This window comes from Pseudoduganella sp. RAF19, from assembly GCF_052114165.1.
Lineage (GTDB): Bacteria > Pseudomonadota > Gammaproteobacteria > Burkholderiales > Burkholderiaceae_D > Rugamonas.
Map to the genome: position 1 here is coordinate 606,351 of NZ_JBFREF010000002.1, position 25,198 is coordinate 631,548.

At 61.3% G+C, this 25,198-nt stretch carries 25 protein-coding genes; 13 read left to right on the top strand and 12 right to left on the bottom strand.

Going from position 1 to position 25,198, the window contains the following annotated elements; all coding sequences use genetic code 11:
- Positions 1-11: 11 nt before the first annotated feature.
- Complete coding sequence (locus AB4Z19_RS07330) at positions 12-395, bottom strand: hypothetical protein (protein WP_442024885.1); 384 nt, start codon at positions 393-395, stop codon at positions 12-14.
- 123 nt (positions 396-518) lie between these two features.
- Here AB4Z19_RS07330 and AB4Z19_RS07335 point away from each other — a divergent pair, with 123 nt between their 5' ends.
- The 4 genes from AB4Z19_RS07335 (at position 519) to AB4Z19_RS07350 (ending at position 3,812) form a co-directional block, all read left to right on the top strand.
- Positions 519-1,262, top strand: coding sequence for an alpha/beta hydrolase (locus AB4Z19_RS07335; RefSeq protein ID WP_442024887.1), 744 nt, complete (start codon positions 519-521; stop codon positions 1,260-1,262).
- A gap of 44 nt (positions 1,263-1,306) precedes the next feature.
- Complete coding sequence (locus tag AB4Z19_RS07340) at positions 1,307-1,978, top strand: heavy metal response regulator transcription factor (protein WP_442024889.1); 672 nt, start codon at positions 1,307-1,309, stop codon at positions 1,976-1,978.
- Positions 1,975-3,369 (top strand): heavy metal sensor histidine kinase, encoded by a 1,395-nt coding sequence (locus tag AB4Z19_RS07345; RefSeq protein ID WP_442024891.1) that lies wholly within the window; start codon positions 1,975-1,977, stop codon positions 3,367-3,369. Before AB4Z19_RS07340 ends, AB4Z19_RS07345 begins: the two co-directional genes overlap by 4 nt.
- 89 nt (positions 3,370-3,458) lie before the next feature.
- Positions 3,459-3,812, top strand: a complete 354-nt coding sequence (locus AB4Z19_RS07350; RefSeq protein WP_442024893.1) for a CzcE family metal-binding protein — start codon at positions 3,459-3,461, stop codon at positions 3,810-3,812.
- On the opposite strand, the gene AB4Z19_RS07355 is transcribed toward AB4Z19_RS07350, so the two are convergent.
- Complete coding sequence (locus tag AB4Z19_RS07355; RefSeq protein ID WP_442034830.1) at positions 3,809-4,732, bottom strand: GAF domain-containing protein; 924 nt, start codon at positions 4,730-4,732, stop codon at positions 3,809-3,811. The genes AB4Z19_RS07350 and AB4Z19_RS07355 overlap by 4 nt on opposite strands.
- 145 nt (positions 4,733-4,877) lie before the next feature.
- On the bottom strand, positions 4,878-5,831 hold the full coding sequence (locus AB4Z19_RS07360) for an aldo/keto reductase (protein WP_442027972.1): 954 nt from the start codon (positions 5,829-5,831) through the stop codon (positions 4,878-4,880).
- A gap of 87 nt (positions 5,832-5,918) precedes the next feature.
- On the opposite strand from AB4Z19_RS07360, the gene AB4Z19_RS07365 reads away from it, so the two are divergent.
- The 8 genes from AB4Z19_RS07365 to AB4Z19_RS07400 all read left to right on the top strand — a co-directional run bounded on the left by AB4Z19_RS07365 (position 5,919) and on the right by AB4Z19_RS07400 (position 16,193).
- Positions 5,919-6,797 (top strand): LysR family transcriptional regulator, encoded by an 879-nt coding sequence (locus AB4Z19_RS07365; RefSeq protein WP_442027974.1) that lies wholly within the window; start codon positions 5,919-5,921, stop codon positions 6,795-6,797.
- Between the two features lie 132 nt (positions 6,798-6,929).
- Positions 6,930-8,156, top strand: a complete 1,227-nt coding sequence (locus AB4Z19_RS07370; protein ID WP_442027976.1) for an efflux RND transporter periplasmic adaptor subunit — start codon at positions 6,930-6,932, stop codon at positions 8,154-8,156.
- A 3-nt stretch (positions 8,157-8,159) separates the two neighbouring features.
- Entirely contained in the window at positions 8,160-11,336 is a 3,177-nt protein-coding gene (locus tag AB4Z19_RS07375) for an efflux RND transporter permease subunit (RefSeq protein WP_442034832.1), read from the top strand.
- Positions 11,336-12,781, top strand: coding sequence for an efflux transporter outer membrane subunit (locus AB4Z19_RS07380; protein ID WP_442025248.1), 1,446 nt, complete (start codon positions 11,336-11,338; stop codon positions 12,779-12,781). Before AB4Z19_RS07375 ends, AB4Z19_RS07380 begins: the two co-directional genes overlap by 1 nt.
- A 75-nt stretch (positions 12,782-12,856) precedes the next feature.
- Complete coding sequence (locus AB4Z19_RS07385) at positions 12,857-13,291, top strand: MarR family winged helix-turn-helix transcriptional regulator (RefSeq protein WP_442025247.1); 435 nt, start codon at positions 12,857-12,859, stop codon at positions 13,289-13,291.
- 57 nt (positions 13,292-13,348) lie between these two features.
- Positions 13,349-13,930, top strand: a complete 582-nt coding sequence (locus AB4Z19_RS07390) for a TetR/AcrR family transcriptional regulator (RefSeq protein ID WP_442025246.1) — start codon at positions 13,349-13,351, stop codon at positions 13,928-13,930.
- On the top strand, positions 13,914-15,362 hold the full coding sequence (locus AB4Z19_RS07395) for a nitrilase-related carbon-nitrogen hydrolase (RefSeq protein ID WP_442034834.1): 1,449 nt from the start codon (positions 13,914-13,916) through the stop codon (positions 15,360-15,362). The genes AB4Z19_RS07390 and AB4Z19_RS07395 overlap by 17 nt, the downstream gene beginning before the upstream one ends.
- 69 nt (positions 15,363-15,431) lie before the next feature.
- Positions 15,432-16,193, top strand: coding sequence for a hypothetical protein (locus tag AB4Z19_RS07400; RefSeq protein ID WP_442025244.1), 762 nt, complete (start codon positions 15,432-15,434; stop codon positions 16,191-16,193).
- Between the two features lie 7 nt (positions 16,194-16,200).
- Here the strand turns inward: AB4Z19_RS07400 and AB4Z19_RS07405 are convergent, their stop codons facing one another.
- The 5 genes from AB4Z19_RS07405 to AB4Z19_RS07425 all read right to left on the bottom strand — a co-directional run bounded on the left by AB4Z19_RS07405 (position 16,201) and on the right by AB4Z19_RS07425 (position 21,747).
- Positions 16,201-16,929, bottom strand: a complete 729-nt coding sequence (locus tag AB4Z19_RS07405; protein ID WP_442025243.1) for a diguanylate cyclase — start codon at positions 16,927-16,929, stop codon at positions 16,201-16,203.
- The gene (locus AB4Z19_RS07410) at positions 16,926-17,306 is read right to left on the bottom strand and encodes a DUF1987 domain-containing protein (RefSeq protein ID WP_442025242.1); all 381 of its coding nucleotides are present in this window, start codon (positions 17,304-17,306) and stop codon (positions 16,926-16,928) included. The genes AB4Z19_RS07405 and AB4Z19_RS07410 overlap by 4 nt, the downstream gene beginning before the upstream one ends.
- Positions 17,307-17,316: 10 nt before the next feature.
- A complete protein-coding gene (locus AB4Z19_RS07415; RefSeq protein ID WP_442034836.1) occupies positions 17,317-17,874 on the bottom strand; it encodes a SiaB family protein kinase in 558 nt (185 codons plus the stop codon).
- 11 nt (positions 17,875-17,885) lie between these two features.
- A complete protein-coding gene (locus AB4Z19_RS07420) occupies positions 17,886-19,112 on the bottom strand; it encodes a SpoIIE family protein phosphatase (protein ID WP_442025240.1) in 1,227 nt (408 codons plus the stop codon).
- 85 nt (positions 19,113-19,197) lie between these two features.
- Complete coding sequence (locus AB4Z19_RS07425; protein WP_442034838.1) at positions 19,198-21,747, bottom strand: bifunctional diguanylate cyclase/phosphodiesterase; 2,550 nt, start codon at positions 21,745-21,747, stop codon at positions 19,198-19,200.
- Positions 21,748-21,980: 233 nt separating this feature from the next.
- Here AB4Z19_RS07425 and AB4Z19_RS07430 point away from each other — a divergent pair, with 233 nt between their 5' ends.
- The gene (locus tag AB4Z19_RS07430) at positions 21,981-22,337 is read left to right on the top strand and encodes a hypothetical protein (protein ID WP_442029378.1); all 357 of its coding nucleotides are present in this window, start codon (positions 21,981-21,983) and stop codon (positions 22,335-22,337) included.
- A 77-nt stretch (positions 22,338-22,414) separates the two neighbouring features.
- On the opposite strand, the gene AB4Z19_RS07435 is transcribed toward AB4Z19_RS07430, so the two are convergent.
- From AB4Z19_RS07435 to AB4Z19_RS07450, 4 genes are read right to left on the bottom strand one after another with little or no spacing between them, the layout of a single operon-like run.
- Positions 22,415-22,741: a hypothetical protein gene (locus tag AB4Z19_RS07435; protein WP_442029380.1), complete on the bottom strand. Its 327-nt coding sequence runs from the start codon at positions 22,739-22,741 to the stop codon at positions 22,415-22,417.
- 6 nt (positions 22,742-22,747) lie between these two features.
- A complete protein-coding gene (locus AB4Z19_RS07440; protein WP_442034840.1) occupies positions 22,748-23,977 on the bottom strand; it encodes a DUF2252 domain-containing protein in 1,230 nt (409 codons plus the stop codon).
- On the bottom strand, positions 23,974-24,687 hold the full coding sequence (locus AB4Z19_RS07445; protein ID WP_442034842.1) for a hypothetical protein: 714 nt from the start codon (positions 24,685-24,687) through the stop codon (positions 23,974-23,976). The genes AB4Z19_RS07440 and AB4Z19_RS07445 overlap by 4 nt, the downstream gene beginning before the upstream one ends.
- Positions 24,684-25,094, bottom strand: a complete 411-nt coding sequence (locus AB4Z19_RS07450; protein ID WP_442028183.1) for a hypothetical protein — start codon at positions 25,092-25,094, stop codon at positions 24,684-24,686. Before AB4Z19_RS07450 ends, AB4Z19_RS07445 begins: the two co-directional genes overlap by 4 nt.
- Between the last annotated feature and the right edge of the window lie 104 nt (positions 25,095-25,198).

The window sequence follows — 25,198 nt, forward strand, 5'->3', positions numbered from 1 at the left end:
GTTCGGAGGTGTCAAATACGGAAGCAGCAGTTGGCGATGGATATCGGCGGCGCCGTGGCGCGTTCCATCACAGGCGGGGCGAGACTGGACGATGCTTCCTGCGGCGCCAGCAGCAGCGCAAATCCGGCCAGGTAACCCGGACCGGAGAGGGAAAATGGCGCGATCTGTGGAATTTCCACTTTATCGGATAGCTGCTGCTTGGGCTGGCAATGCGCCTTGCACAAGGAAGGCTGCCCGGCATCCATGCCCGTGCAACCCGGCATATTTACCATCTCGGCTTTTTCTGCGGACACCGCCTGTGGGCAGACGTACGCCGCCACTGCCAATTGCATGCAAAACATGCCAAGCAGAGCGAGTACAACGGCGAACCAGCGGGTGCGGCGGGAAAATCTCATGGCCGCATCCTATCATCACTTTGCAGAATTTTCACTCTGTCATAGGTTTGTAATGATTGCGTCACGATTTGGTGGCACCTGGCTGCGCATACTGAACTCCATCCCATCAAAAAGGAGTTCATCGTGAAGCTCATCGCCGCAGCTGCTGCCACCCTTGCCCTCACCATCACCGGCCCCGCCATGGCCGATCCGATCAAGAACATCGTGCTGGTGCACGGCCAGTTCGCCGATGCTTCCGGCTGGCGCGGCGTTTACGACATTCTCACCAGGGACGGCTTTAACGTGAACATGGTCCAGGAACCGATGACCTCTCTGGAAGACGACGTGGCGGCCACGGTACGCGTGCTGCAACGCCAGCCGGGTCCGAGCATTCTGGTTGGGCACAGCTACGGCGGCGCCGTGATCACGCAAGCCGGCAATGATCCCCATGTGGCAGGCTTGGTCTACATTGCGGCTCACGCGCCGGATGCCGGCGAATCCACGGCCATCAACAAGAACAAGATGCCGGCCCAGATCCGCACCCAGCTCACGCCGGACGGGTATGTCTTCATCGACCCGGCCCACTTCCACGAAGACTTTGCCGCCGACTTGTCGAAAGAACAGGCCGAATTCATGGCGCGCTCGCAGATGCCGCCGAACGCCAAGGTGAACACGACGCTCATCACCAATCCGGCCTGGCGCAACAAGCCTAGCTGGTACATGGTGGCGAAGGACGATCACGCGATCAATCCGGATCTGGAGCGCATGTACGCGGCGCGCGCCCACAGCACGACGGTGGAAGTGAGCGGCAGCCACGCGATTTACATCTCCCATCCGAAAGAGGTGGCGGCGCTGATCGAACAGGCCGCCACCAGACTGAGTAAGTGAACGGTGATATCCTCGGCGGTATAACAGTCAAAGGACACGAAAGCATGAGAATCCTTGTCGTAGAAGATGAAGCCAAGGCGGCGGAATATATCCAGAACGGTCTGACGGAATCGGGCTATGTGGTCGACGTGGCACGCAATGGCCGCGATGGCCTGCACATGGCGCAGGAATTCAGGTACGACCTGATTCTGCTGGATGTGATGATGCCGGAGATGGATGGCTGGGAAGTGATGCGCCACCTGAGCAGCAAGGAAACGCCGGTGCTCTTCCTGACCGCGCGCGGCACGCTGGAAGACCGCCTGAAAGGCCTGGATCTGGGCGCCGACGATTACCTCGTCAAGCCCTTTTCCTTCGCTGAGCTGCTGGCCCGCATCCGCATTGCCCTGCGCCGTGGCCGCCAGGTGAAGCAGGACGACACCCTGCGCATCGCCGATCTCGAAGTGGACGTTCCGAAGCGCCGTGTCTCCCGCGCGGGCACCAAGATCGCCCTGACCAACAAGGAATTCAACCTGCTGCAATTCTTCATGCAGAACCAGGGCCAGGTGCTGTCGCGCTCTCTGATCGCCTCGCGCGTGTGGGATATGAACTTCGACAGCGACACCAACGTGGTCGACGTCGCCGTGCGCCGCCTGCGGCAAAAGGTGGACGATCCCTTTCCACAGCGCCTGATCCACACGGTGTATGGCGTCGGCTACCGTTGCGAGGAAGAGGAATGAGCCGCCCTTCCCTTGTCAACCGCCTTTCGCTGGCACTTGCCGCGCTGTCCTTTCTGGCAGCGGCCGCGATTGGCTATGTGCTGTATGAGCGTCTCGCCGATCAACTCGGCCAGCGCGACGATATCGCTTTGATCACCCGCGTTGACCAGGTACGCACCCTGTTGCGCGACGAGGACGTGATGGACCTCATCAACACCAAGCCGCAGCTGTTTGCCAATATGCTGGGCAATTCGGAAGCCTTGCTGGTGCTGAAGTTTCCCGGCCATGCGCCGCTGATCGAGATCAATCCCGGCCAGTCCACTGTGCCGGAGATCGAACCGGTCCCTGCCGGCCAGCATCTGATGCTGGACGCGGTACGGCATACGCTGGGCAGGAACGACGTACCGTTCATCTACACCTCCGCCTTCGCTAGGACGACGCAAGGCAAAGAGATCCAGGTCATCTCCGGAAAACTGATGATCGAGCGCACTCGCCTGCTCCGGGATTACCGCAACCGCATCGTCTTCATGGCTGCGGTCGGCGGCTTGCTGACAGCATTGCTGGCCTATGTGCTGGCGCGGCGTGCGCTGGCGCCGGTCGCCCATCTCGCGCAGCAGACGGCATCGATCGGTGTGCGCAACCTGTCCCAGCGTATCGACACCGAATTGGCGCCGCGCGAGCTGCTGCCGCTGATCGAGTCCTTTAACGGCATGCTGGCGCGTCTGGACACCGGCTTCTCGCAACTAAGCCAGGTGTCGGCCGATATGGCGCACGACCTGCGCACGCCCGTCAACAATATGCTGGGCCAGATCGAGGTCGCATTCGGCCAGAAACGCAGCAATGAGTATTACGAAAAACTGCTCGGATCAACGTTCGAGGAGTTGCAGCGTCTTTCGCGCATGTCGGACAGCATGCTTTTCCTGGCCCGCGCCGAACACGCCGACCACGCCATCGAGCGCAAAACGCTGGATGTGCGCGAAGAGATGGAAAGAGTCTGCGAATATTTCGAAGGTCCGGCCTGCGACCGCAATGTGAAGCTGGTATTCGAGGGAAAAGGCACGGTGTGGGCCGATCCCGACCTGCTGCGGCGGGCGCTGGCCAACCTGCTGTCCAACGCCGTCCGCTACGCCAACGAGGACTCGGAAATTGTGCTCACGGCCGCACAGGATGGCGCCGGAACGGCCTTCACCGTTGAAAACAAGGGGCCGACAATCACCACGGAGCACCTGGGCCGCATCTTCGACCGCTTCTACCGCGCCGACCCGTCGCGCGCCGGCAGCTCCGAATCCAGCGGACTGGGATTGTCCATCGTGCGCAGCATCATGTCCCTGCATCAGGGCAGCTGGCGCGCCGCCAGCGATAATGGGGTGACCCGTTTTGTAATCGCCTTCCCGGATGTCAGCACTTTGTAATGATCCCGTAATCGGATGGTTGGGGGCTGGGCTCTAAGCTTGTATCCATCGACGACGTGTCGAATTGAATACTAACCTGGAGCCCATAAATGAAAGCCACCAAATCCCTGATCGCCTTTGCCATCGCAGCATCCGCCCTCATCAACGTCAGCGCCCATGCAGGCATCTTCGACGTTCAGCCTAAAGTCTTCGGTGCACCAGCTGCCGCCAGCGCCGCACAGCGCACCGTTGACGTGACGTCCGATACGAAGCAAATCAGCGTGACCAACGGCGAAACCGTACAGTTCAATGTGGATGGCAAGTCCTTCACCTGGCACTTCGACCTGTACCACGACGACGGCGTAGTGGACCTGGCCACGCTGGCGCCGCAGGACTTCAAGGCGGGTGGCGTGAAGGTCGTCGTTGCGGAAAACCCGCTGTACCGCGAGCTGTATCGCAATTAAGCGGCGTTCCTGGCCAGCGCTCCAGTCGCTGCATAGAACAAGTCCGCGGCAGTGCGCCCATGGTCCGGTAAAAGCGCACTGCCACTGCAGACCGGGCCAAAGCCATTGCGCGCCAGCGCATGAGAAACTCTCAGTACCTGGCTGGCAACCACGGACTGCCTCACCGCCATGCTCAGGATGACGGCAAATTCATTGGCCGCCACCCGTGCCACGAAGTCCCCCTCGCGGCATTCGGTTTCGATACACGTCAAAATCGCAGCCTCGGTGCCCGGCTCCACTTCATCCATCCGAACCAGGCCGACGACAACGCGGCCGCTGTCCTTTTCCGCTGCCTGCACGCGGCTGCGCAGCTGTTCGAAAAAGTAGGCACGGTTCGCAACGCCAGTGGCTTCATCGACGGTCAGGCGGCGCTGCAGTACATCGTTGCCTTCCAGCGAAGCCTGATGCATCAGCACCGCACACATATTCGCCAGCAGCTGTGCGATTTCCACTTCGTTATTTTCCAGTGCACGCGGTTCGCGCCAAACCAGCTTCATCACCGCGATCGCCTGTCGATCCGCGATCAGCGGCACAATGACCATGGAGCGCAGGCCAACCTTTCGGCAGGCTTCGCGGTTCACGCGTTCGTCGATTTCACTATCGGTGCAGGTGGCCGCCACGCGGTTCAACAAACAGTAGCCGGACAAGCTGTTGGCCACCGGCATACGCAGGCCGAGTTGGGCTTCGGCGCTGCCGGACGCGGAGCGATACACAATTTCGTCGCGCTCCAACAGTTCGACCACCGCGCCATCGGCGCCGGTGAGCCGTGTTGCGACAGCCGAAGCTTCGTCAATCACTGCGCTGAGATTGGTACCAAGGCTGACCAGGCGCACTTGTGCGTCGATGATCTCCAGCAGCGTATCAGGCGATATTTGTCGCATTGACAATGCACTCCGTTCAAGGTCTCAGGGACGATGATAGCAGCGCATAGAAAAAAAGAGCCAGCATTCTGATGCCGGCTCAAAGAGTTGTCATTCGGAGGAGACATGCATGATTGTAGGCACTACTTGTTACACTGTGATGACACTAAGAGTTCAAGCCCTGCATGCCGGCCGCTGGATATCGATCGCCCGCCGCTACGCCTGGTGGCAAAGCCTCGTCGATGCGCTTGAGCTCGTCCGCGCTGAGCGAAATGGCAAGCGCGCCAAGATTCTCCAGCAAATAACGGGTGCGCTTGGTGCCGGGGATCGGCACAATCTCAGGGCCTTGCGCCAGCAGCCAGGCCAGCGCCAACTGGGCGGGCGTGCAGCCCTTTGCCGCCGCCAGTGCCAGCACCGTATCAGCGATGCGCATGTTCGCATCCAGATTTTCGGCAGCGAAGCGCGGGCTCAGTTTGCGGAAGTCGCCGTCGGTCAGCTCGGTATTGCGCTTGATGGCGCCCGTCAGAAAGCCGCGTCCCAGCGGACTGTAGGCATGGAACTGCGCTCCGATCTCGCGCACCGCTTGCAGCACGCCGATCTCGGGATCGCGCGTCCACAAGGAATACTCGCTTTGCAGCGACGCGATCGGATGCAGCTCCGCCGCACGGCGCAGCGTTTGCGCCGACACCTCGCACAAGCCGATTGCGCCGATTTTTCCTTCGCGCTTGAGCTCAGCCAGCGTGCCGATCGTGTCCTCCAGCGGCGTGGCTGCACTCAGGCGGTGCACGTAATACAGGTCGATATGATCGACGTCCAGACGCCGCAAGGATGCTTCGCAGGCGCCGCGAATGTAGGCTGGCGAGTTGTCGATGCGCCGCTCGTAGCGCCCGGGCTCGCGCACAATGCCGAATTTGGTGGCAATCCGCAGCTGACCGTGCTTGCCTTTGATGAAGCGGGCCAGCAGTTCTTCGTTATGGCCGGCGCCATAAGAATCGGCGGTGTCGTAATGCGTAACACCGGCATCGAAAGCGGCTTCCAGCGTCGCCAGCGATTGGGCGTCGTCGGTGGCCCCATAGAATTCCGACATGCCCATGCAGCCCAGTCCCAGTTCACGTTTCATGACAATCTCCTTTCGGTTTTCAATGAAGCGCAGTCTAGCCAGCCGCCCTCCGCGGAGGAATTGCCAAAAACGTGATACCTTTTCGGTATGAGAAAACTCGATACCCGTTCGCTTGAACTCTTTCTCGCAGTCGCCGACTGCCTGAACTTTCGCCAGGCCGCCGAGCGCCTGCACATGACGCAGCCGCCGCTGACGCGCGCCATTCAGAAGCTGGAGTCGCAGCTGGGCGTACAGCTATTCGAGCGCGACACGCAAGGTGTGGCGCTGGCGCCGGCGGGACGCAAGCTGCTACCGCATGCTCGCGAGATTCTTCAGCGGCTTGATAGCGCCGAAGGTGCGGTGGCCGCGCAGCACGGTGCTGGCGGACGCGCAAACGCTGCGCGTGGCGGCACCAGGCCCCCGCTGCGGATCGGATTGACCACCTCCGTCGAAGCCGGCTCCTTCCGTGCAACGCTCGCTGGCCTTGAGCGCGGCGGCCCGCCCAACCTCACGTTTGCGCCATCGCCCCGCCTCGTTGCCAGTCTGCGCGCCGGCCGCCTGGACGCAGCGGTGGTCGCACTGCCGCTACGCACATTTGAACTCAGCGTACGGCCGCTTGGACAGCAAGAACTCATGGCGGCCCTGCCCGCGCGCCATCCTCTGGCGAAAAAGCGCACCGTCTCGCTGGCCGATCTCGCAAGCGAAGCTGTGTACTGGTTCGACCGGCCGCGCCAGCCCGCCTTCTTCGATCATTGCATGACAGTTTTCGAGCGCCACAACTTCCATCCCGCCTTCCTGCGCGAGCCGGACGACCATCACGTGCTGCTGGCCGACATCGCCGCCGGCAAAGGCATCGCTTTGCTGCCGGAATCCTTCGCGGCGCTGAAGCTGCACGGCGTGGTCTATCGCAAGCTGCGCGAAGGCGGCGAACTGGCGCTGACACTCGGCCTGGCGCAGCGCCCCGGCTCACCGCCGCTCTTGCCTTAATTGCACTGCTGAAAGAAATTGATTGACTTCTTGCAGTTATTAATTATACTCGCAACCATTAGAGGGCCTCTGCGGTCCATTTTTAATATCCAGAACTGTGCATATGCACACATAATTTTGAAGGATTCGATCATGACCGACAAGATCCAAAAGACAAGGCTTCGACTGGCCCCACTGGCGGCCGGCCTGGCTGTCGCTGGTGTGCTGGTTGCGGCCCTGAGCGGTTGCAGCGAGGCGAACAGCAAGGACGCGGCTCCCGCAGCATCGCAAGGCACGCCGATTACCGCCGCCGTGGTGCTGGAAAAACAGATCACGGAGACTCAGGAGTTCAGCGGCCGGATGGAATCGATCGAATCCGTACAGATCCGTTCCCGCGTGGCCGGATATATCACCGAGATTCACTTTGAGCCAGGCGCCAAGGTCAAGAAAGGCCAGCTGTTGTATGTGATCGATCCGCGCCCCTTCCAGGCTGAAGCCGACCGCGCGCGTGCTGCCGCCGATGCCGCCCGCGCCCGGGCCGACCTGGCCAAAATTGAGCTGGCCCGAGCCGAGAAGCTGCTGGCCGACAAAGCCATCGCCCAGCGCGAATACGACGAACGCGCCGCCGGTCTGAAGGAACTGGATGCCAACGCACGCGCCGCCCTGGCCCAGTATGAAAACGCCCGCCTCAATCTCGAATACACCCACGTCACTTCGCCGATCGATGGCCGCGTCGCCAAGCAGGAAATCACGCTCGGTAACCTGATCGATCCGAGCGCCGTGCTGACTTCCGTCGTGTCGGACGACAAAATCTACGCCACCTGGGATGGCGACGAATCGACCTACCTGCACGTGGGCGCCGAGGCGCACGCCGGCAAGCCGGTCAAGGTGCGCATCGGCCTGGCGTCTGAAGACGGCTTCCCGCATGAAGGCAAGCTGGAATTCGTGGACAACAAACTCGATACCAAGACCGGCGCAGTGCGCATGCGCGCCGTGTTCGCCAACACCGACAATATCCTGGTGCCGGGCCTGTTCGCCAAAGTGCAGATCGAGGCCGGCAGCGGCGACAGCGCGCGCCACAATGCCTTCCTGATCAACGAGCGCGCCATCGGCACGGACCAGAGCCGCAAGTTCGTCTTCGTGGTCAATGGCGAAGGCAAGGCCGAATACCGCGAAGTGACGCTGGGCCAGACCATCGACGGCCTGCGCATCGTGCGTAGCGGCCTGAAGACCGGCGAAAAAATCGTGGTGAACGGCCTGCAGCGCGTCAAACCGGGCGCCCAGCTGGCGCCGGAACTGGTGGCGATGGATGCCAAGGGCGATCCCGGCGCGAAGAAGGATGACGCCAAGGTCGCCGCCAACGAAACCAAGGTGCGCTAAGCCATGAAGTTCTCACAATTTTTTGTCGACAAGCCGATTTTTGCGGCTGTCCTATCGATCATCGTCTTCGTGGGCGGTTTGATCTCCATCTTCAAACTGCCGATTTCGGAATATCCCAACGTGGTGCCGCCATCCGTGGTGGTGCGCGCCCAGTATCCGGGCGCCGATCCGAAAGTGATCGCAGAAACCGTTGCCGCGCCGCTGGAGGAACAGATCAACGGCGTGGAAGACATGATTTACATGTCGTCCCAGAACACCTCGGATGGTGCGCTGAAGCTGACGGTGACCTTCAAGATCGGCACGAACATCAAGCAGGCTGAAACCGAAGTGCAGAACCGCGTACAGCGCGCCCTGCCCCGCTTGCCCGAAGAAGTACGCCAGCTGGGTGTGACCACGGTGCGTTCCTCGCCCAGCCTGACCATGGTGGTGCACCTGGTTTCGCCTGACAATACTTACGATGATCTGTATCTGCGCAACTACGCAGTGATCAACGTCAAGGACCAGTTGGCCCGCCTGTCCGGCATGGGCGACGTGATCCTGAACGGCTCCGGCGACTACGCCATGCGCGTCTGGCTGGACCCGCAAAAAGTCGCAGCGCGCAATCTGACCGCCACAGACGTGACCAATGCCATCCGCGAGCAGAATCTGCAAGTGGCAGCAGGCGTTGTCGGCGCTTCGCCCAGCAAAGACGCCGATTTCCAGTTCACCCTGAACACCAAAGGCCGCCTGAAAACGGTGGAAGACTTCGGCAACATCATCGTCAAGACCAATGAAGACGGCGGCGTCACCCTGCTGAAGGATCTGGCGCGTATCGAACTGGGTGCGGGCAGCTACGTCGTGAATTCCCTGCTGGACAACAAGCCTGCCACGGCGCTGATCATCTACGCCGCTCCCGGTGCAAACGATTTGCAGATTTCCACCGACGTTCGCGCCAAGATGGAAGAACTGAAGAAAGACTTCCCGAAAGGCCTGGAATACCGCATCGCCTATGACCCGACGCAGTTCGTGCGCGAATCCATTGAAGCCGTGATCCATACCCTGCTGGAAGCTGTGATTCTGGTGGTGATCGTGGTGATCGTGTTCCTGCAAACCTGGCGCGCTTCCATCATTCCGCTGCTGGCCGTTCCGGTGTCGGTGGTCGGAACTTTCGCCGTGATGCTGGGCTTTGGCTTCTCCATCAACACGCTGACCCTGTTCGGCTTGGTGCTGGCCATTGGTATCGTGGTCGACGACGCGATCGTGGTCGTGGAAAACGTTGAGCGGAATATCGCGGGCGGACTGTCGCCGCGCGATGCCACCGTGCAGGCGATGAAGGAAGTGAGCGGTCCGATTATCGCCATCGCGCTGGTGCTGTGCGCCGTGTTCGTGCCGATCTCTTTCGTCTCCGGCCTGACCGGCCAGTTCTACAAGCAGTTCGCGCTGACGATTGCCATTTCCACCGTGATTTCGGCATTCTGCTCGCTGACGCTGGCGCCCGCCCTGACGGCCACTTTGCTGAAGCCGCACCACGCGGCCAAAGACAAGATGACCATCATGATGGAAAAGGTGCTCGGTGGCTTCTTCTCGCGCTTCAACCGCTTCTTCGGCCGTGCTTCGACCAAATATGAAGGTGGCGTGAAAGGTGTGCTGGGCCGCAAAGCTGCATCGATCGGCCTGTACCTGGTGCTGGTGGCTGCTGCCGCGCTGATGTTCAAGCTGGTGCCGGGAGGCTTCGTGCCCGCGCAGGACAAGGGCTATCTGGTTGGCTTCGTCAAACTGCCCGACGCCGCCTCGCTGGAACGCACCCAGGACGTCATCCGCCGCACCGGCGACGTCGCCCTTGGCGTACCGGGCGCCCGCAATGCCGTCGGCTTCCCCGGCCTGTCCGTGAACGATCTGACCAATGCCCCAAACCAGGGTATCGTGTTCGTCGGCGAACAGCCACCGCAGACCCGCACCACCAAGGAAACCGGTGGTCCTGGCATTGCCGCTGAAATCAACAAGCGCGCCGGCTCCATCCAGGACGCCTTCGTGAAGGTGTTCTCGCCACCGCCAGTCTATGGCCTGGGCACCATCGGCGGCCTGAAAATGATGGTCGAAGACCGCGGCAACCTGGGTTACGACGAGCTGTATAAAGCCACCCAGCAGCTGATCGAGCGCACGCGCAAGACGCCTGAACTGGTCGGCGCCTTCTCCGGCTACCAGGTCAACGTGCCGCAGCTGTATGCGGATATCGACCGCACCAAGGCCAAGCAGTTGGGCGTGCCGCTGCAGGTCATCAACCAGACTTTGCAGATCAACCTCGGTTCGCTGTACGTCAATGACTTCAACCAGTTCGGCCGTACCTATCAGGTGCGCGTACAGGCAGACGCACAATTCCGCTCCCGCGTGGAAGACATCAAGCAATTGAAAGTCCGTAGCGACAAGGGCGAGATGATTCCGCTGTCTTCGCTGATGAAGATTGAAGACAGCTATGGTCCGGATCGCGTGCAGCGTTATAACACCTATGTTGCCGCGGACCTAAACGTCAATCCGGCGCCGGGCTACTCGACCACGCAGGCACGCGCCGCCATGGAACGGATCGCCGCCGAGACCCTGCCGAAAGGCATCAGCTATGAGTGGACCGAGCTGACCTATCTGGACATCATCGCAGGCAATACCCTGATCTTCGTGTTCCCGATCTGCGTGCTGCTGGTGTTCCTGGTGCTGGCGGCCCAATACGAAAGCTGGACTCTGCCGCTGGCCGTGATCCTGATCGTGCCGATGTCCATCCTGTGCGCCATGATTGGTGTGAAGATCACGGGCGGCGACAACAATATTTTCACCCAGATCGCGCTGTTCGTGCTGGTTGGTCTGGCGTCGAAGAATGCGATTCTGATTGTGGAGTTTGCGCGCGAGCTGGAACATCATGGCCGCACCATTCTGCAGGCAGCGCTGGAAGCATGCCGTATGCGTCTGCGTCCGATCCTGATGACGTCGATCGCCTTCATCATGGGCGTGGTGCCGCTGGTGTATTCGCATGGCGCCGGCTGGGAAATGCGCCGCGCCATGGGTATCGCGGTATTTTCGGGGATGCTGGGCGTGACCTTGTTTGGCCTGTTCCTGACGCCGGTGTTCTATGTGCTGATTCGTAATCTGGCCAAGCGTTTCGAGAAAACGCCTGCGCCGGCGACCGCGCCACAGCTGGAGGGCTCTCACTAATGAAATCGCTGATTACACCTATCGCGGCTGCGGTATTTCTGCTGGCCGGTTGCGCCGCGCCGGAATTCAAGCAGCCCAACGTCTCCGTGCCGAACGCATTCAAGGAGCTCGACAACCAGGCCATCCATGTCGCCGCGGACGGCACACGCTGGACCCGTGCCCAGCCTGCCGAACAGCAGGCGCGCGGCGAGTGGTGGCTGGTCTTCAATGACTCTGCACTCACGGCGCTGATCAAGGAAGCTACCGGCAACAATGCCAATCTCGCCGTCGCCGCGGCGCGTGTGAAACAAGCGCGCGCCATTGCAGGCATCGCTGAAGCGGACCGCATTCCGCAAGTGAATGCAGGCGTTGGCGCCCAGCGTGGCGGCCCGTCTGCGCTGGAAGCCCGTCTGCCGGCCGGCGCCAATCCGCCCGTCAGCAACACCTACAGCGCCAAACTGACGGCGAGCTACGAAGTCGATCTGTTCGGGCGTGTTGCCTCCAACGTGGCGGCAGCGCGTGGCGACGCCGATGCTTCGCAAGCGACCTACCGCTCAGTGCTGCTCTCGCTTCAGGCGGACGTGGCGCAGACCTATTTCCGTCTGCGCTCCACCGATGCCGAGCTGGATACGCTGGCTGAAACCGTGCGTCTGCGTGAAGAAAACGTGCGCGTCAATCAGCGCCGTTTTGACCTGGGTGACATCGGCGAATTCGATCTGTCGCGCGCCAGGACGGAACTGTCCACCACCCGTGCCGACGCGATCGGACTGCAGCGTCAGCGCACAAGCCTGGAACACGCACTGGCTGTCCTGCTGGGCAAACCGGCCGCGAACTTCACGGCAGGCGCCAGCCCGCTGCTGGATGGCACGCTGATGCCGAATATCCCGGCAGGCATGCCTTCTTCGTTGCTGGAACGCCGTCCCGACATCGCCTCCGCCCAGCGTGCGATGGAAGCTGCCAATGCCCGCATCGGCGTGGCGCGCGCGGCACTGTTCCCTTCGCTAAACATTGGCGCCTCGGCAGGCGGCGTGGCCGGCACCTTCTCGGACATCTTCAAGACTACCGGCCAGTCCTGGCTGCTGGGTGCTGTGCTGTCCGCGCCGGTCATCGACGGCGGCCGCTATCGCAACGGCGTGAACCGCGCGGAAGCTTCGCTTGAGGAATCCGTGGGCTCTTACCGCCAGACCGTGCTGACCGCCTTCGCTGAAGTCGAGGACAACCTGGCCGGCTTGCGCATCCTGAGCGGCCAGACTTCCGAGATTGAGGACGCGCTGGTGTCGGCGCGCCGCTCGGCCGACCTGGCGCAGAAGCTGTACGACGCAGGCCGTTCCAGCTATCTGGAACTGCTCGATGCGCAGCGCAATCTGACGACAGTGGAACGCACCGCTGTGCAGTTGCGCGGCAACCGGGCTGTGACCACCGTGGCGCTCATCCGCGCGCTCGGCGGCGGCTGGGATAAAACCTGAGCCTGAACCTGGTGCCTGCCACGGCGTGGCAGGCACCTGTCCTTGCCGTGGGTTCTAATCGGTTAAACTTCAATCATGGACGATTTCACTAGTGACCCAAGCTGCAACGCCTTCGCACTGCGCCAGGCGACGCGCAGCGTTTCAAATTTATACGACCAGTATGTCGGCCGCTGCGGGCTGACGGGTCCGCAATACTCCATCCTGAGTCACATCAGCCGTAACCCGCACATCACCATTCAGGCGCTGGCCGACAAACTGGTGCTCGACCGTACCAGCCTGCTGCGCGCGCTGCAGCCGCTCACGCGCGATGGTTATGTGCTGCACGCACCGTCACCGGACAGTCCGCGTAAACAAGTGCTCGCGCTGAGTTCCACCGGGCAGGCGAAATACGTCGAGGCTTATCAACTGTGGCAGCAAGCGCAGGCCGAGTTTGAAAGCAAAGTCGGTGGCGAAGAAGCCAAGGCCCTGCGCGACGCCCTCTTCAAGCTGACCCGCATGCTGAATAGCTGAAAACTTCCGCGCAAGCCGCGTGTTGACATCTTCGCCGGTCAAGTATACGCTGTATACATGACTGAATTGACAACACAGGACAAAATTCTTCGCGCCGCGCGCAAGCTCCTCGAAAAGGAAGGCGCCGCAGCCGTCTCCATGCGCCGCGTGGCCGAAGCTGTCGGTATCACGCCGATGGCCATTTACCGCCACTTCGCCAACCGGGAAGCGCTGCTCAAGCGCATTTCCGACGATGCCTTCACCGAAGTCGCGCAGAACTGGCTACAGCGCGCCCAGCATCCCGACCTGATGCACGCGCTGCTGCACTCGATGGAAAACTACCTCGATTACGCGCTACAGCACCCTCACCTGTTCGATTACAGCTTTTCCGTTTCACGCGACGACGCGCGCCGCTTTCCCGAAGACTTTCGCGCACGCCGCTCGCCAACGCTCAACGTCATTGCCGACATGCTGGTCGAAGGCATGCGGCAAGGACTGCTGCGCGAAGGCGATCCCTGGGACCTGGCCATGATCATGTGGGGTCAGGCGCACGGCCTGATTTCCCTTTACCGCGCGGGGCGCTTCAGCTACAACGAAGCGCAGTTCCGCGCCTTTTACCTTCAATCCTTTGGAGTCCTGTTCAATGGCATCAAGCGATAATCGTGGAGTGATGTTGGCTGGCGCCGTGGCAGCCGTGCTGTCCGGCGCCGCATGGTGGTTTGGCACCGGACTGGCACCGGTCGCCTACCTGGCCTGGCTCGCCCCGCTGCCTTTGCTGCTGGCGGCGCCGCGCCTGCGCTGGTACTGGGCCGCACTTGCCGCCCTGCTTGCGGGTGCCTGCGCTGGCCTGAATCTCTGGCACTACATACATGACATCATTCGCCTGACGCTGCCGGTCGGCGTGGCTGTCGTGGCCGTCCCCGCGATCACCTTCGCACTGGCGGTGCTGCTGCATCGCCGCCTGATGCAGTCCGGCCGCTACACCGCGGCGGCCGTGGCTTTCCCCGCGCTGTATGTCTCGCTGGATTATCTCGGCTCTCTGACTTCGCCCCATGGCACTTTCGGCAGCCTCGCTTACAGCCAGATGGACGCGCTGCCGGTAATCCAGCTCGCCAGCGTGACCGGCATCTGGGGCGTGGTCTTCGTGATGCTGCTGGCGCCGTCCGCCTTGGCCACCGTTATGGCCGCTCCGGCGGGCGCACGTGTGCGCGCGGCGATTGCCGGCGGCGCTGCCCTTGTCGTGATCGCGACTTTTGCGTTCGGCGTCATGCGGTTGCACGCCCCCGCAAGTAGCGCAGCGCGCATCGGCCTGATTACACTGCAAGGTCCGATCCGTCCCGCAGTCTCATCGCCGGAAGGCCAGGCCCTGCTGGCGCGCTACGTTGCCGGAATCGACGCGCTGGCCGCACAAGGCGCCCAAACCGTCGTGCTGCCTGAAACGGCTTTTGCCACTGACGCAAGCGGAATCCCGGCGCTGGCCGAGCTGGCGGCCCGCCGCCAAATGATCATCGACGCCGGGGTTGCATTGCAAGACCAGCACGATGAACGCAATGCGGTGCAGGCGTTCATGCCAGGCGCACCACAGGCGGTGACCTATGCCAAGCAGCACCTGATCCCTGGATTCGAAAGCAAATACACTCCCGGAACCGCCTACGCCATGCTGCCTGGCGCGCAAACCGGCCTGGCCATCTGCAAAGACATGGACTTCCATGACATCGGCCACGCCTACGGCGCGCGTAACGCCAATCTGCTGCTGGTCCCCGCCTGGGACTTCGGCGCCGATGGCTGGCTGCATGGCCGCATGGCCATCATGCGCGGCGTCGAGAACGGCTTCGCCATCGCCCGCGTGGCCCGCCGCGGCAGCCTGACGCTGTCCGACGACCGCGGCCGCGTCATCGTCGAAGCCACGGACGAAAATGGGGACGCAACACTAGTAGGCGATCTCCCACTCCACCAGAGCCACACGCTCTACACGCGCTGGGGCGACTGGTTCGCCTGGCTGAATCTGACGTTATTGATTGCCGCATTGACGCAACTTCGGCCAGTCCGCGCGCCGGCCTATCCGCCAATCGCCGTCAAGCCGACGCGCTAAGTGACAAATAGTGAGAATTCCGGACATCGTCATCGGCTACGCTGCAAGTGACGACGATGCTCCGGAGGCATGATGAATAAGAAACCGCCGACAGTTCCGAAGGCTATTCAGGCCAAACGCGCCATTCCCGCCACGCCAGCCGTATATAAACCAACTGCAGGCCGACTGGCGACACCGCCTCGCGCGATGCAAGCTAAATCCATCATTCAGAGAGCGCAGCAAATGCCGACAGGCATACCTGGCTACTACACAGGTGGGCTGACTAACGATCAGCAGGGCGGCACGTTCAATACAGTCTGGTCTCAGGCCTCGCCTCAAGGCCCTGGCGGCACAGTGACTTCACATGCCAGTCTGACTTACTCCGTGCAAGCGCTAGATCATTTAGTGGAATTTGCTGAAATCAATCATCTTGAGGATGCGGAACACACGCACGCTGAAGACCGCATCCCCATTATGGTTCACCAGCATGTCGCGCTGTTGCAAGCGACACGCCAGCCAATCCCGGACATTATTAACATCGGTGATTACTATGTTTCATCAAGTCCCTGCACGTCCGAAGGGAATTTGTCGGCCAAGACGGTGGGATGTACTGAAAACATCATCAGCTGGTGGAAAAACGGCATGAAGCTGGATAGCAGTCCCTGGAGCCCGACGCCAAAAGTCAAGATCAGGAAGCTCACCGTGCACCACCTCTACAAGGGCAGTTCTTATGCCGGCGCCAATGCCTCGTATGCAGCTCTGCAGCGCATGGTGGCGGCGGGAGCAATTGAGAGCTTCCATATCCAGAACATGCCGAGACTAAAGTCCTTTCAAGGCAAACAGGACGGCTAGCGCTTAATCAATCGGCGACGCAAACACAATTGCGGCCGCCGCGTTTGGCGCGGTAGAGCGCCTGGTCGGCGCGGCTGTAGGCTTGTTCGAAGCTGCTGCCGCGTTCATTCCAGCTGACGCCGACGCTGGCCGTGACCGGGCGGTCGATTGGTTCGGGCCAGGATTGGGCTTCGATCGCAGCACGGATGCGCTCACCCAGTTCGCGGCCTTCGGCCAGGGTCAGACCTGGCCATACCACGGAAAATTCTTCGCCGCCGACACGTCCGACAGCCGCATCTTCGCCCAGCAGTTCGCGCAGACACTGCACCACGGTGCGAATCACTGCATCGCCTGCCGGGTGGCCGAAGCTGTCGTTGACTTGCTTGAAGTGGTCGATGTCCAGCACGATCAGCACCATGTCCTCTTCCATCATGCCGAGGCTGGCGTGTTCGATGACGGCGGCGCGGTTCAGTGCTCCGGTGAGCGGATCATGACTGGCGCGGAATTCCAGTTGGCTGGCCAGTTCCTGCAGGCGGAAATTCATCTGGTTCATCTGGCGTTCGGCGCGGTCGCTGCGCTGAACGAGGCGGCGGGTTTCGCGCAGCAGACGCTCGTAGTGGACCAACAGCTGGCCCAGCGCCCGGTGGCTATCTCCGCCTTCCCCTGCATACACGGCGCGTGCAGCCTCCAGCGCGGCCTGCTCACTGGCGAACAGGTCGGGTGCTTCGGCTACAGCGGCGTTCTGCAATGAATTCATATGGGTCGGTCGTTAAATTGTAGTGCGGGGAAGTCGTCGCGCAATTCTTCTCCAAATTCTTCAATCGTATCGTCTTCCTCATCGCGATACCAGTTCAACACCACGGTGTTGCCGGCCTGCGCGGCGTCGTTGAGGGACTCGAATAATGCGAACAGCATCTTGGTGCTGGAGCTGTTGAAGTACGCCAGCGACACGTTCACGGTAATGGCCGCCTCGCTGCACTCTGCCAGGTACACGCGCAGGCGCTCGATGACCGGGCCGTAAAACGCGGCGGCATTTTCAGGGTAGGACTCGCCCTTCAGCGACAGGGTGTGCTCATTGAAACGGAAGTCGACTTCCGGCGAGGTGGGCGAGGCGGCAATAAACAGAGATTCCATAGGTATGCGCTCAGATGATCGCTTTGATGCAGAAAATAGTGGTGTCCGGCTTGTTCGGCGCCGGGACGAATTCAAATTCCAGCGGCTCGCTGGCTTCGCGCGCCATGGTGAGGAAGCCCAGGCCCGCGCCTTTGCTGTCCTCCGGCGCCGCTTCGCGCAGGGCCTTCTTGTACGCCAGCTTGATCTCTTCCACCGTCATGGTACGCAGCGGTTCCAGGCGGGTCCGAATCGACTCAACGCGGTCGGTATGGACCGGATTGGCGCTGAGCAGGAAGAAGTTGTCATCACGGCTGCCGATGCAGAAGGAGCCGCGGCGCATCTGCTGGTCGCGCTCCGCGTCCGGCGTCAGCGACTCGGACGAATAATGCATGATGTTCTGCGACATTTCGACGAAGGCCGAGAAAATGCGGCGGCGCGTAGGACCGGCAGCGCCGGCCGTGTCGAGACGCGCACGGATGGTTTCGGAAATGGCAGCCACCACGTGCTGGGAGAAGTAACCCGTATAAAAGAAAATGACATGGCGCTTCTGAGCGACCTGCCAGAAATCCTCAAACTCTTCGTACAACAACGGAATGCTCCTCATGGGCGGAAACAGAAAAATGTCAGGTCGTCGCGGCGCGGCTGTTCGCCTTGCCACTCGCGCAGATCGTTCAGCAAGCCTTCAGCCACCGTGGCCGAGGGCTCGTCGCGGCGGGCCAGCAATTGCTCGCGCATGCGGCGCTTGCCGTACGCGATGGATTTTTGACCGCCAATCTGGTCGATCAGGCCGTCCGTGGTCACGAACAGCAAGGTGTCTGGTTCAAGATGCAGGGTATGGTTAGGCCATGACTGCTCGCCGGCAGTGTCCACATAGCCCACGCCGGAGCGTTCGCCTTCGCAGACGGTTGGCTCTTCCTGCTTCGGCGCCAGTACCTGCAGCGACAGGCGCGCACCGGCGAAACGCAGGCGGCGTTCGGAATGTTCGTACCACATCAGGGCGGCGTCCAGACCATCGTCCGATTCCGCCATGCCGCGCAGTTCTTCGGTCTGCCCCAGCATCGCTTTGACGCCGCGGTTCACTTCCGCCATCAGCGCGCCTGGATCGCGCGGCCCCAGACGCTGCAAGGCCTGCGTCAGCACGGAGGATGCGATCAGGGTCATGAAGGCGCCCGGCACGCCATGGCCGGTGCAATCGGCGATGGCGCCGAACCAGCCATCCTTGTGGCGCTGCACCAGGAAGAAATCGCCGCCGACCACGTCGCGCGGCTGCCATTCCAGGTGGGCGTCGTCCAGCACTTCAGCCAGCGCCTCGCGCGAGCTGCGCAGCAAGGAACGCTGGATTACGCTGGCGTATTCGATGGAGTGCATGATCTGGCGGTTCTTTTCCGCCTGCATATTGGCGACCACGTTCATCAGCTGCAGGCCGAAGCCGACACCGGCCAGGCCACCATCGCGGGTGATGATGAAACCGTCGGCCAGCGCCTTCTCGCCCGATTCAACGGCGCGGAAGGTCAGCGATTCGATACTCAGGTCCGCATCGACGATCAGCGGGTCCTTGTCCATGAAGGCGATGCAGCTCTTCTTCCCGTACAGCTCGTGGTAATAGGGCTTGGACATCTGCGACATGAAGATATTGCGGCTGATCAGGCCAATCGGGCGGCCATCTTCCAGCACCGGAAGGCTCATCAGGTCGCGGCGTTCGGTGAACAGCTGCTGCACTGCCGTGTTGCTCGTATCGGAAGGCACGGCAACCGTCGCCACGCACAGATCAGCGGCGGTCGACTGGCGGAAGCGCGGCAAATGGTGGCGGGAGGCGTTGAATTCCACGGGACGTAGTATGAGTTAGCTGACCGGCATCATCCTAACTGCCGTATGTGACGGGGTGATGACGTATTGGAAATAAGAATGCATTTCAGACATGCTCGGCCAAGGCGGTAGCTTCCGCCGCCAGGCGCACCGCCATTTCACCCGGTGGCACGGGGCGGCCAACGTGGTAGCCCTGCGCTTCGTGACAGCCCAGTTCCTCAAGGAGTTCCAGCTGCCGGGCGTTCTCCACGCCCTCGGCCACCACCACCATGCCGAGCGCCTGCGCCATCGACACGATCGCCTGGAAAAACACCCTGCCCTCGGTCGACCGGTCCAGTTCATTGGTGAAGGCCTTGTCCACCTTCAGGCCATCCAGCCGCAATCGCTGCAATTGCGACAGCGATGAATAACCGGTGCCGAAATCGTCCACATAAACCTTGACGCCCAGCCCGCGGATTGCCGCCAGTTCGGCCTGCACTTCGGTCTGATCCGCCACCATGGCCGATTCCGTAATTTCCACTTCAATCAGATGGGCGGGGATGCGGTAGCGCGCCAGTTGCAGCGCGAGCTGGCTATGTACGCCGCCCTGGCTGAGCTGGCGCGGCGACACGTTCACCGAAACCGGCACCAGCGGCAATCCCTGCTCCCGCCATGCGGACAATTGCGCGCAAGCCTGTTCCACCACGAGTTCACCGATGCGCACGATCAGACCACTGCTTTCGGCCAGCGGGATGAATTTCGCCGGCGGCACCAGGCCCAGCTCCGGGTGCTGCCAGCGCAGCAGCGCCTCCATGCTGGCCAGGCGTCCCGATGGCAGTTCAACGCGCGCCTGATAGTGCAGCTGCAGCTGGTCCAGTTCAATCGCACTGCGCAGGCTATGCTGCAATTGGGCGCGCGCGGTAACGGTCACGTATTGCGACGGGTCGAAGAAACAGTAGCCGCCTTTGCTCTCGCTCTTGCCCGAATAAAGGGCGATATCACCATGGCGCAGCAGCGTATCGTGATCGCCGCCGTCACGCGGATACAGGCTGATGCCGACCGAAGCGCCGACATTCACGGTCGCGCCGCCAAGGCCGAATGGACGGCCAAAGGCTGCCAGCACGCGCTCGGCCACCGTGGCTGCCTCGCCCTCGTTGGCGACGGGGTCCAGCAGCACGATGAATTCATCGCCGCCTACACGTGCGAGACGGTCGCCTGCGCGCAGCAGCCCTTGCAGGCGGCGGGCGGCGGTTTGCAGCACCTGATCGCCTGCCGCATGGCCAAGCGAATCGTTGACTTGCTTGAAATCGTCCAGGCCGATGAACAACAGGCCCATCATGGCCTGCCGATCGGACGCATTGGCGATTGCGCCCGGCAGATAGCGCTGCAGCCAATGGCGATTGGCCAGCCCGGTCAGCATATCGTGATTCGCCAGGCGCTCCATATCGCTTTCGTACAGCTTGCGGGCACTCATGTCCTGCAGCGTGATCGCGAGACTGTCGCCGACGCGGATGATGCGGCGGCGTCCCCAGCTGATATTCATGTGCGCGCCGCCGACCATCTGGCGCTCGTCTTCGTGAAAACCGGACTTCATGGCGGCCTGATACACCGGCAGCAGGCTTCCGCCGAACACCGATGCGTCCAGCTCCGAAACCCGGCGGCCGATCAGCTGGCTGCGATTCATATTGTAGAAATAGGCGCCGCGCTCATTGCAGTCCACGACTTCGAAGTCAATCACTTCGTTGCGGCCATCGCGTAAAGCCATGGCGAGGTAGAAGCCATCATTCGCCTGTTCGGTCGCCGTGCGGTAAGCAAGGCGTGCCTCCGCTTCCTGACGGCGCATGCGCAACAGGCGCACGGTCTGGCGCCAACCCAGAATGCCAACACCGAAGGCCAATGCGGTGAACCACCAGGCGCCTTCCCGGCGGGCGGTCCAGTCGGCGCGGGCCGGCGCCAGCGCCTCAGTGACGGCCATGCCAGCGGTGGCCAGCACGGGATAGGCGGTCGAGTGACGCCAGCTCAGCAACCTGTCGGCGCCGTCGCGGAAGGCGGTGCCGGGCACCAGCGAATTGCCGCCGCTGTTATTCAGGTTTGGCGCCACACTGAACACTGATTCGCCGGGCGCCAGTTGAACGCGGTCGCCGTGTTGTTCCAGGCGCAGATCCGAGTTATCACCGGTTACCGCTACCACGCCGGCTGCGCCAAGCACGGCGCGGCTGTAAAAGGATGTGAGATATCGAGCGTCCACCGCCAGCGCGACGACGCCTGCGAAGCCGTCCTGTGCATCGTCCAGGCGGCGGCTGAATTGCACCAGATTCTGATTGGCACGGTAGTCGCCTGCTGGAATGTCGATGCGCAGCGCGCTTGAATTATTCGACTGATGGTAGGCGAAGGAGCGCGGGGGACCGAGTCCTGCGCCGCGCTGGCCATGTCCGGCAATCGTCAGCAGGCGGCCGTTGCGGTCGTACACGCTGACTTCCACGAAAGCCGGATCGGTGAACATGCCATCCCGGTACAGCGAATCCAGCTGTAGCTTGCCGCCCGACTCTTCCCAGCTGTGCTTGAGCTGCATGGTCACCTGGTCCATCTGCGCGATGGTGCGGGTGACGTATTGTTCGTAGGCCTCGGCGTGCAGACGCAGCTCGCGCCGGGCCGCCAGTTCGGTTTGCTGAGCCACGTGTTCCGATTGATTGAATGCGACCAGCCAATACGCCACCGCTGCCAGCAAAGCCAACACTGGCAGGGCCAAAGGCCAATAACGATCTGACACTAATCTTGACATTCGGAAACAACCAGCACGCAAATGTGGCGCATGATAATCCTTCTGTATGTCAGGAACATGACATGCTGCACCGTAATGGACTGGCGCAGCCGGACGCATTCAGTCATCATTGTCAAACCGGAGGTCTTATGACACAGGAAGTGACGCCACGCGACGAGCGCGCGCCGGAAATGCCGTTCCGCACCCTGCTCTATCGCTTCATGTTTTTCGACTGGTTATTCCGCGACGTTAGCGCCGCGCGTAACTTGTTCGAGCGTCACGCCGCGCTTCAGCACAACAAGTACATGAGCCGCTACCTGCCCATCTACTTCCGCCGCTGGACCGTCATGGCGACCTTCGACTTCGGCCTCGGCTTCCTGTTCGAGCGCGTCATGCAGGCGACCGTGCTGTCGGCCTACTTCTTCACCTGGTCCTGCGTGACCGTGGCCGGTATGGCCGTCATTGCCGCCGCCTGGGCTTTCCTGAATTTCGGACGCTTATCCTAGCTACTGGGGCCGCACCTGAACATCCTGCGTCCACGCCCGGGGCCTTTCGCATCTGTAATGCATACAAGACGACAGTTCTACGACACGGCAAAATATGCAAATGGTGCGATGACTTCCAACGTCAGGCATCCGATGACGATCTTGTGCCAAAGCCTGGGCGCTTGCTGGCGACGCAATAACTTGTAGCCAAAGTATGCAAAGCCTATGGCCAGGCTTAACGCTGCGATGGCGAAGGACAGCGCAGACATCATCGCCATGCCAAGTGCATCACCATCTCGAGGATGCCCCGCTTCCATTGCGGCCATGAGCTGCAAAAACAGGAGCTCGAATGCAAGCAAGGGCAGTCCGCCAAGAATCATCCCGGCCGCGATAACGTTTGACAGTGTGCCCTTGACTGTTTTCATATCGGCTTATCGATCAGAGCGGGCCTGAAGCGCCGCGCGATAGGCGGCGGCGTATTGCGTCCAGTCGGCTACCACCTGCTCATGATAGGACTGAGCATAGTCCATTAATGTCGAGCGCCATTGCGAGGCGCGGCGGCCATAGTCTATCCATTCGTCCGCGCAGGCGGAGCCTTGCCGGCCGCCGGAACGCAGATGCGCCCAGGCGACGATCCCGCCCATGGTCCGCATCACGCTTTCGAGCCGCCGCAGTTTTCCGCCCCACTGGCTCAACGAAAGGCGATCCTGYTGGGGCAGCAGTTCCTTCAGTACATAGGAGCGCTCATCGATGGGCACCGCCGACAGAAAGGCGGGCGAAATCGCCTGCATGCGCTTTTGAACCGCGACCACGCGCTCGGCCTCGGTCGGCCACGCAGGCTGCTTCGTTGGCACATAAGGCGCCAGGGCCGATCCCGGCGCGAGCTTCAGATCGAGCAGGAAATTGCCATCCAGGCCGCCACGTCCGCTCACCAGGATCGCGTAGCGCTCCAGCCCCAGGCTGCCGGTGCCGGCGATGCGGCGAGCGACGTCCAGCACGCGGAAGAACTCAGGCGACGCCTGGCTCCCTGAATAGGAGGCCATGAAATCCGTCACTTTCGCGCGCTCGGCATCGTTGACCGGCAGCGCTTTGACCCCGTCCAGACGCAGCCTGCGTCTACCCTTCTTGATGTCCGTGCGGCGGTCCAGGAAGGCTGGGCGCTCGCGCAACCGGAGGTCGCGCAGCAAGTCGCGCACCATCCCCTCCGCTGTCGCGCGTTCAACCCAGCGCGGCTTGCCCTCAACCAGATTCTCTACGTATGCATCGAGGAAGCAGTGGCACAGGGCGATGGCCTCGGGTGGGTGCACTTTCAAAGTGTCGGCAGCCACCAGCACACTGACCAGAAAACGGCTCAACTCCCAACTGGCCGGGGCCAGAACGGCTTCATCAAAATCGTTAAGATCAAAGTAAGCCAGGCGGTTGTTGCCTTTGTACGTTCCGAAATTCTCCAGATGCAGGTCGCCGCAAATCCAGGCTGGTGGCGCCTGGTTCAGGCGCGCGTCGTTCGGGAAGTCCTGATAAAACAGATGGCACGTACCGCGCAGGAAGGAAAAAGGATTGTCCGCCAGCAGACGGTACTTCATCGTCACGCGCTCGGCCTCGCGGTCCGCATTGAATGCAGCCACAAGGCCTGCTACGTCGCGTTCCTTAGCCTGGTTCATGGTTTCTTCTGCGCTGCTTGCGCTTGCTCGTGAAGCTTCGCCATCATGCCGGTCAAATCGGCAGCACCGAGCTCCTGGACGGTGCTCTGAAAATCGGTGGCGGCTGATACGATGGCTTTCGTCTCGGACGTCTGATTCTTGCATACCTTGATCCACAATGCCTTTGCTGCCTTAATATCCGCGGCGGCACCGGCCCGCTCCAACAGCTCACGTGTTCTTTGATACGGCGGCGTTGGATTGGCGAGGTAGTACGGTTGCGTTACCATCATCGGCACAAACCTGAACGGATCGGAAAATATCGCAGGATTGCAGGTCCAGAGGCTCTGCCTCATTGAGAAATTCGCCGCAATCCATGGCGTTAGGCCCATCTCGTCGGCATCGTTGATGTGGTCTTTCACAATGCTTGACGTGAGCAACGCCGCCACAACATTTGGATAGCCCAGGTAAGCCGCGGACACCAGCGGCGACTGTTCGCCCCTGGTCTTCGCCAGCAATCCATCCACCGCACCGCTCCCCACGTACTGCCGAATCTCTTCGGCCGCCGCGGCTTCTGACGCGATCATGTCGGTTGCACTGCCCGTCGTCTCACCCAGGACGTAAATACGATCCGCCAGCGCCGCTAGTACAGCCGTCGGGCTCCGTGGCGCATCCGCTGCATTTGCACAGGATGCGACGACTGCCGACGCCAACATCATCATCCGGACCTTCACTTCAAGCCTCCCCGGCTATGCAGCCAGATAACGAAAGACAGAATACAGCCTTGAAGCGCCACGGCGAGAAAGAACTCCGCCGGCAGCTCCCTGAATGTATTGCGAGACAGCAGGTCATACAGGAATACTGAGATCCACACCGGGACCGCGACAAGTAACCACTTCGACCTGCATAACAGCAGCACGCCAGCCAGGAACTTACACCCGCATGCAATGAGCATCGGGTACAGATTGAGGTTCGGGTACACCGTGCTCATGTCGCTAAGGTGCTGCCAACTCGATTTCAAAATCAATGCTGCCATCACGCTACCAGCCAGCAGATATAGCCCGAGCGTCCATCTTGCGAGCAAAATCCACGGCAAACGGACAATTGGCGTTGAACTGACAGATGCATTTTCTGGCGTCATATTTTCCGTTCTTTGATAAAGACCCACCGGCAGTGGCAGGACGGTCTGCTCACTCTAGCTCATCTGGAATTTGTTGTCATGCCGAGAATGGATAACTTGACTCA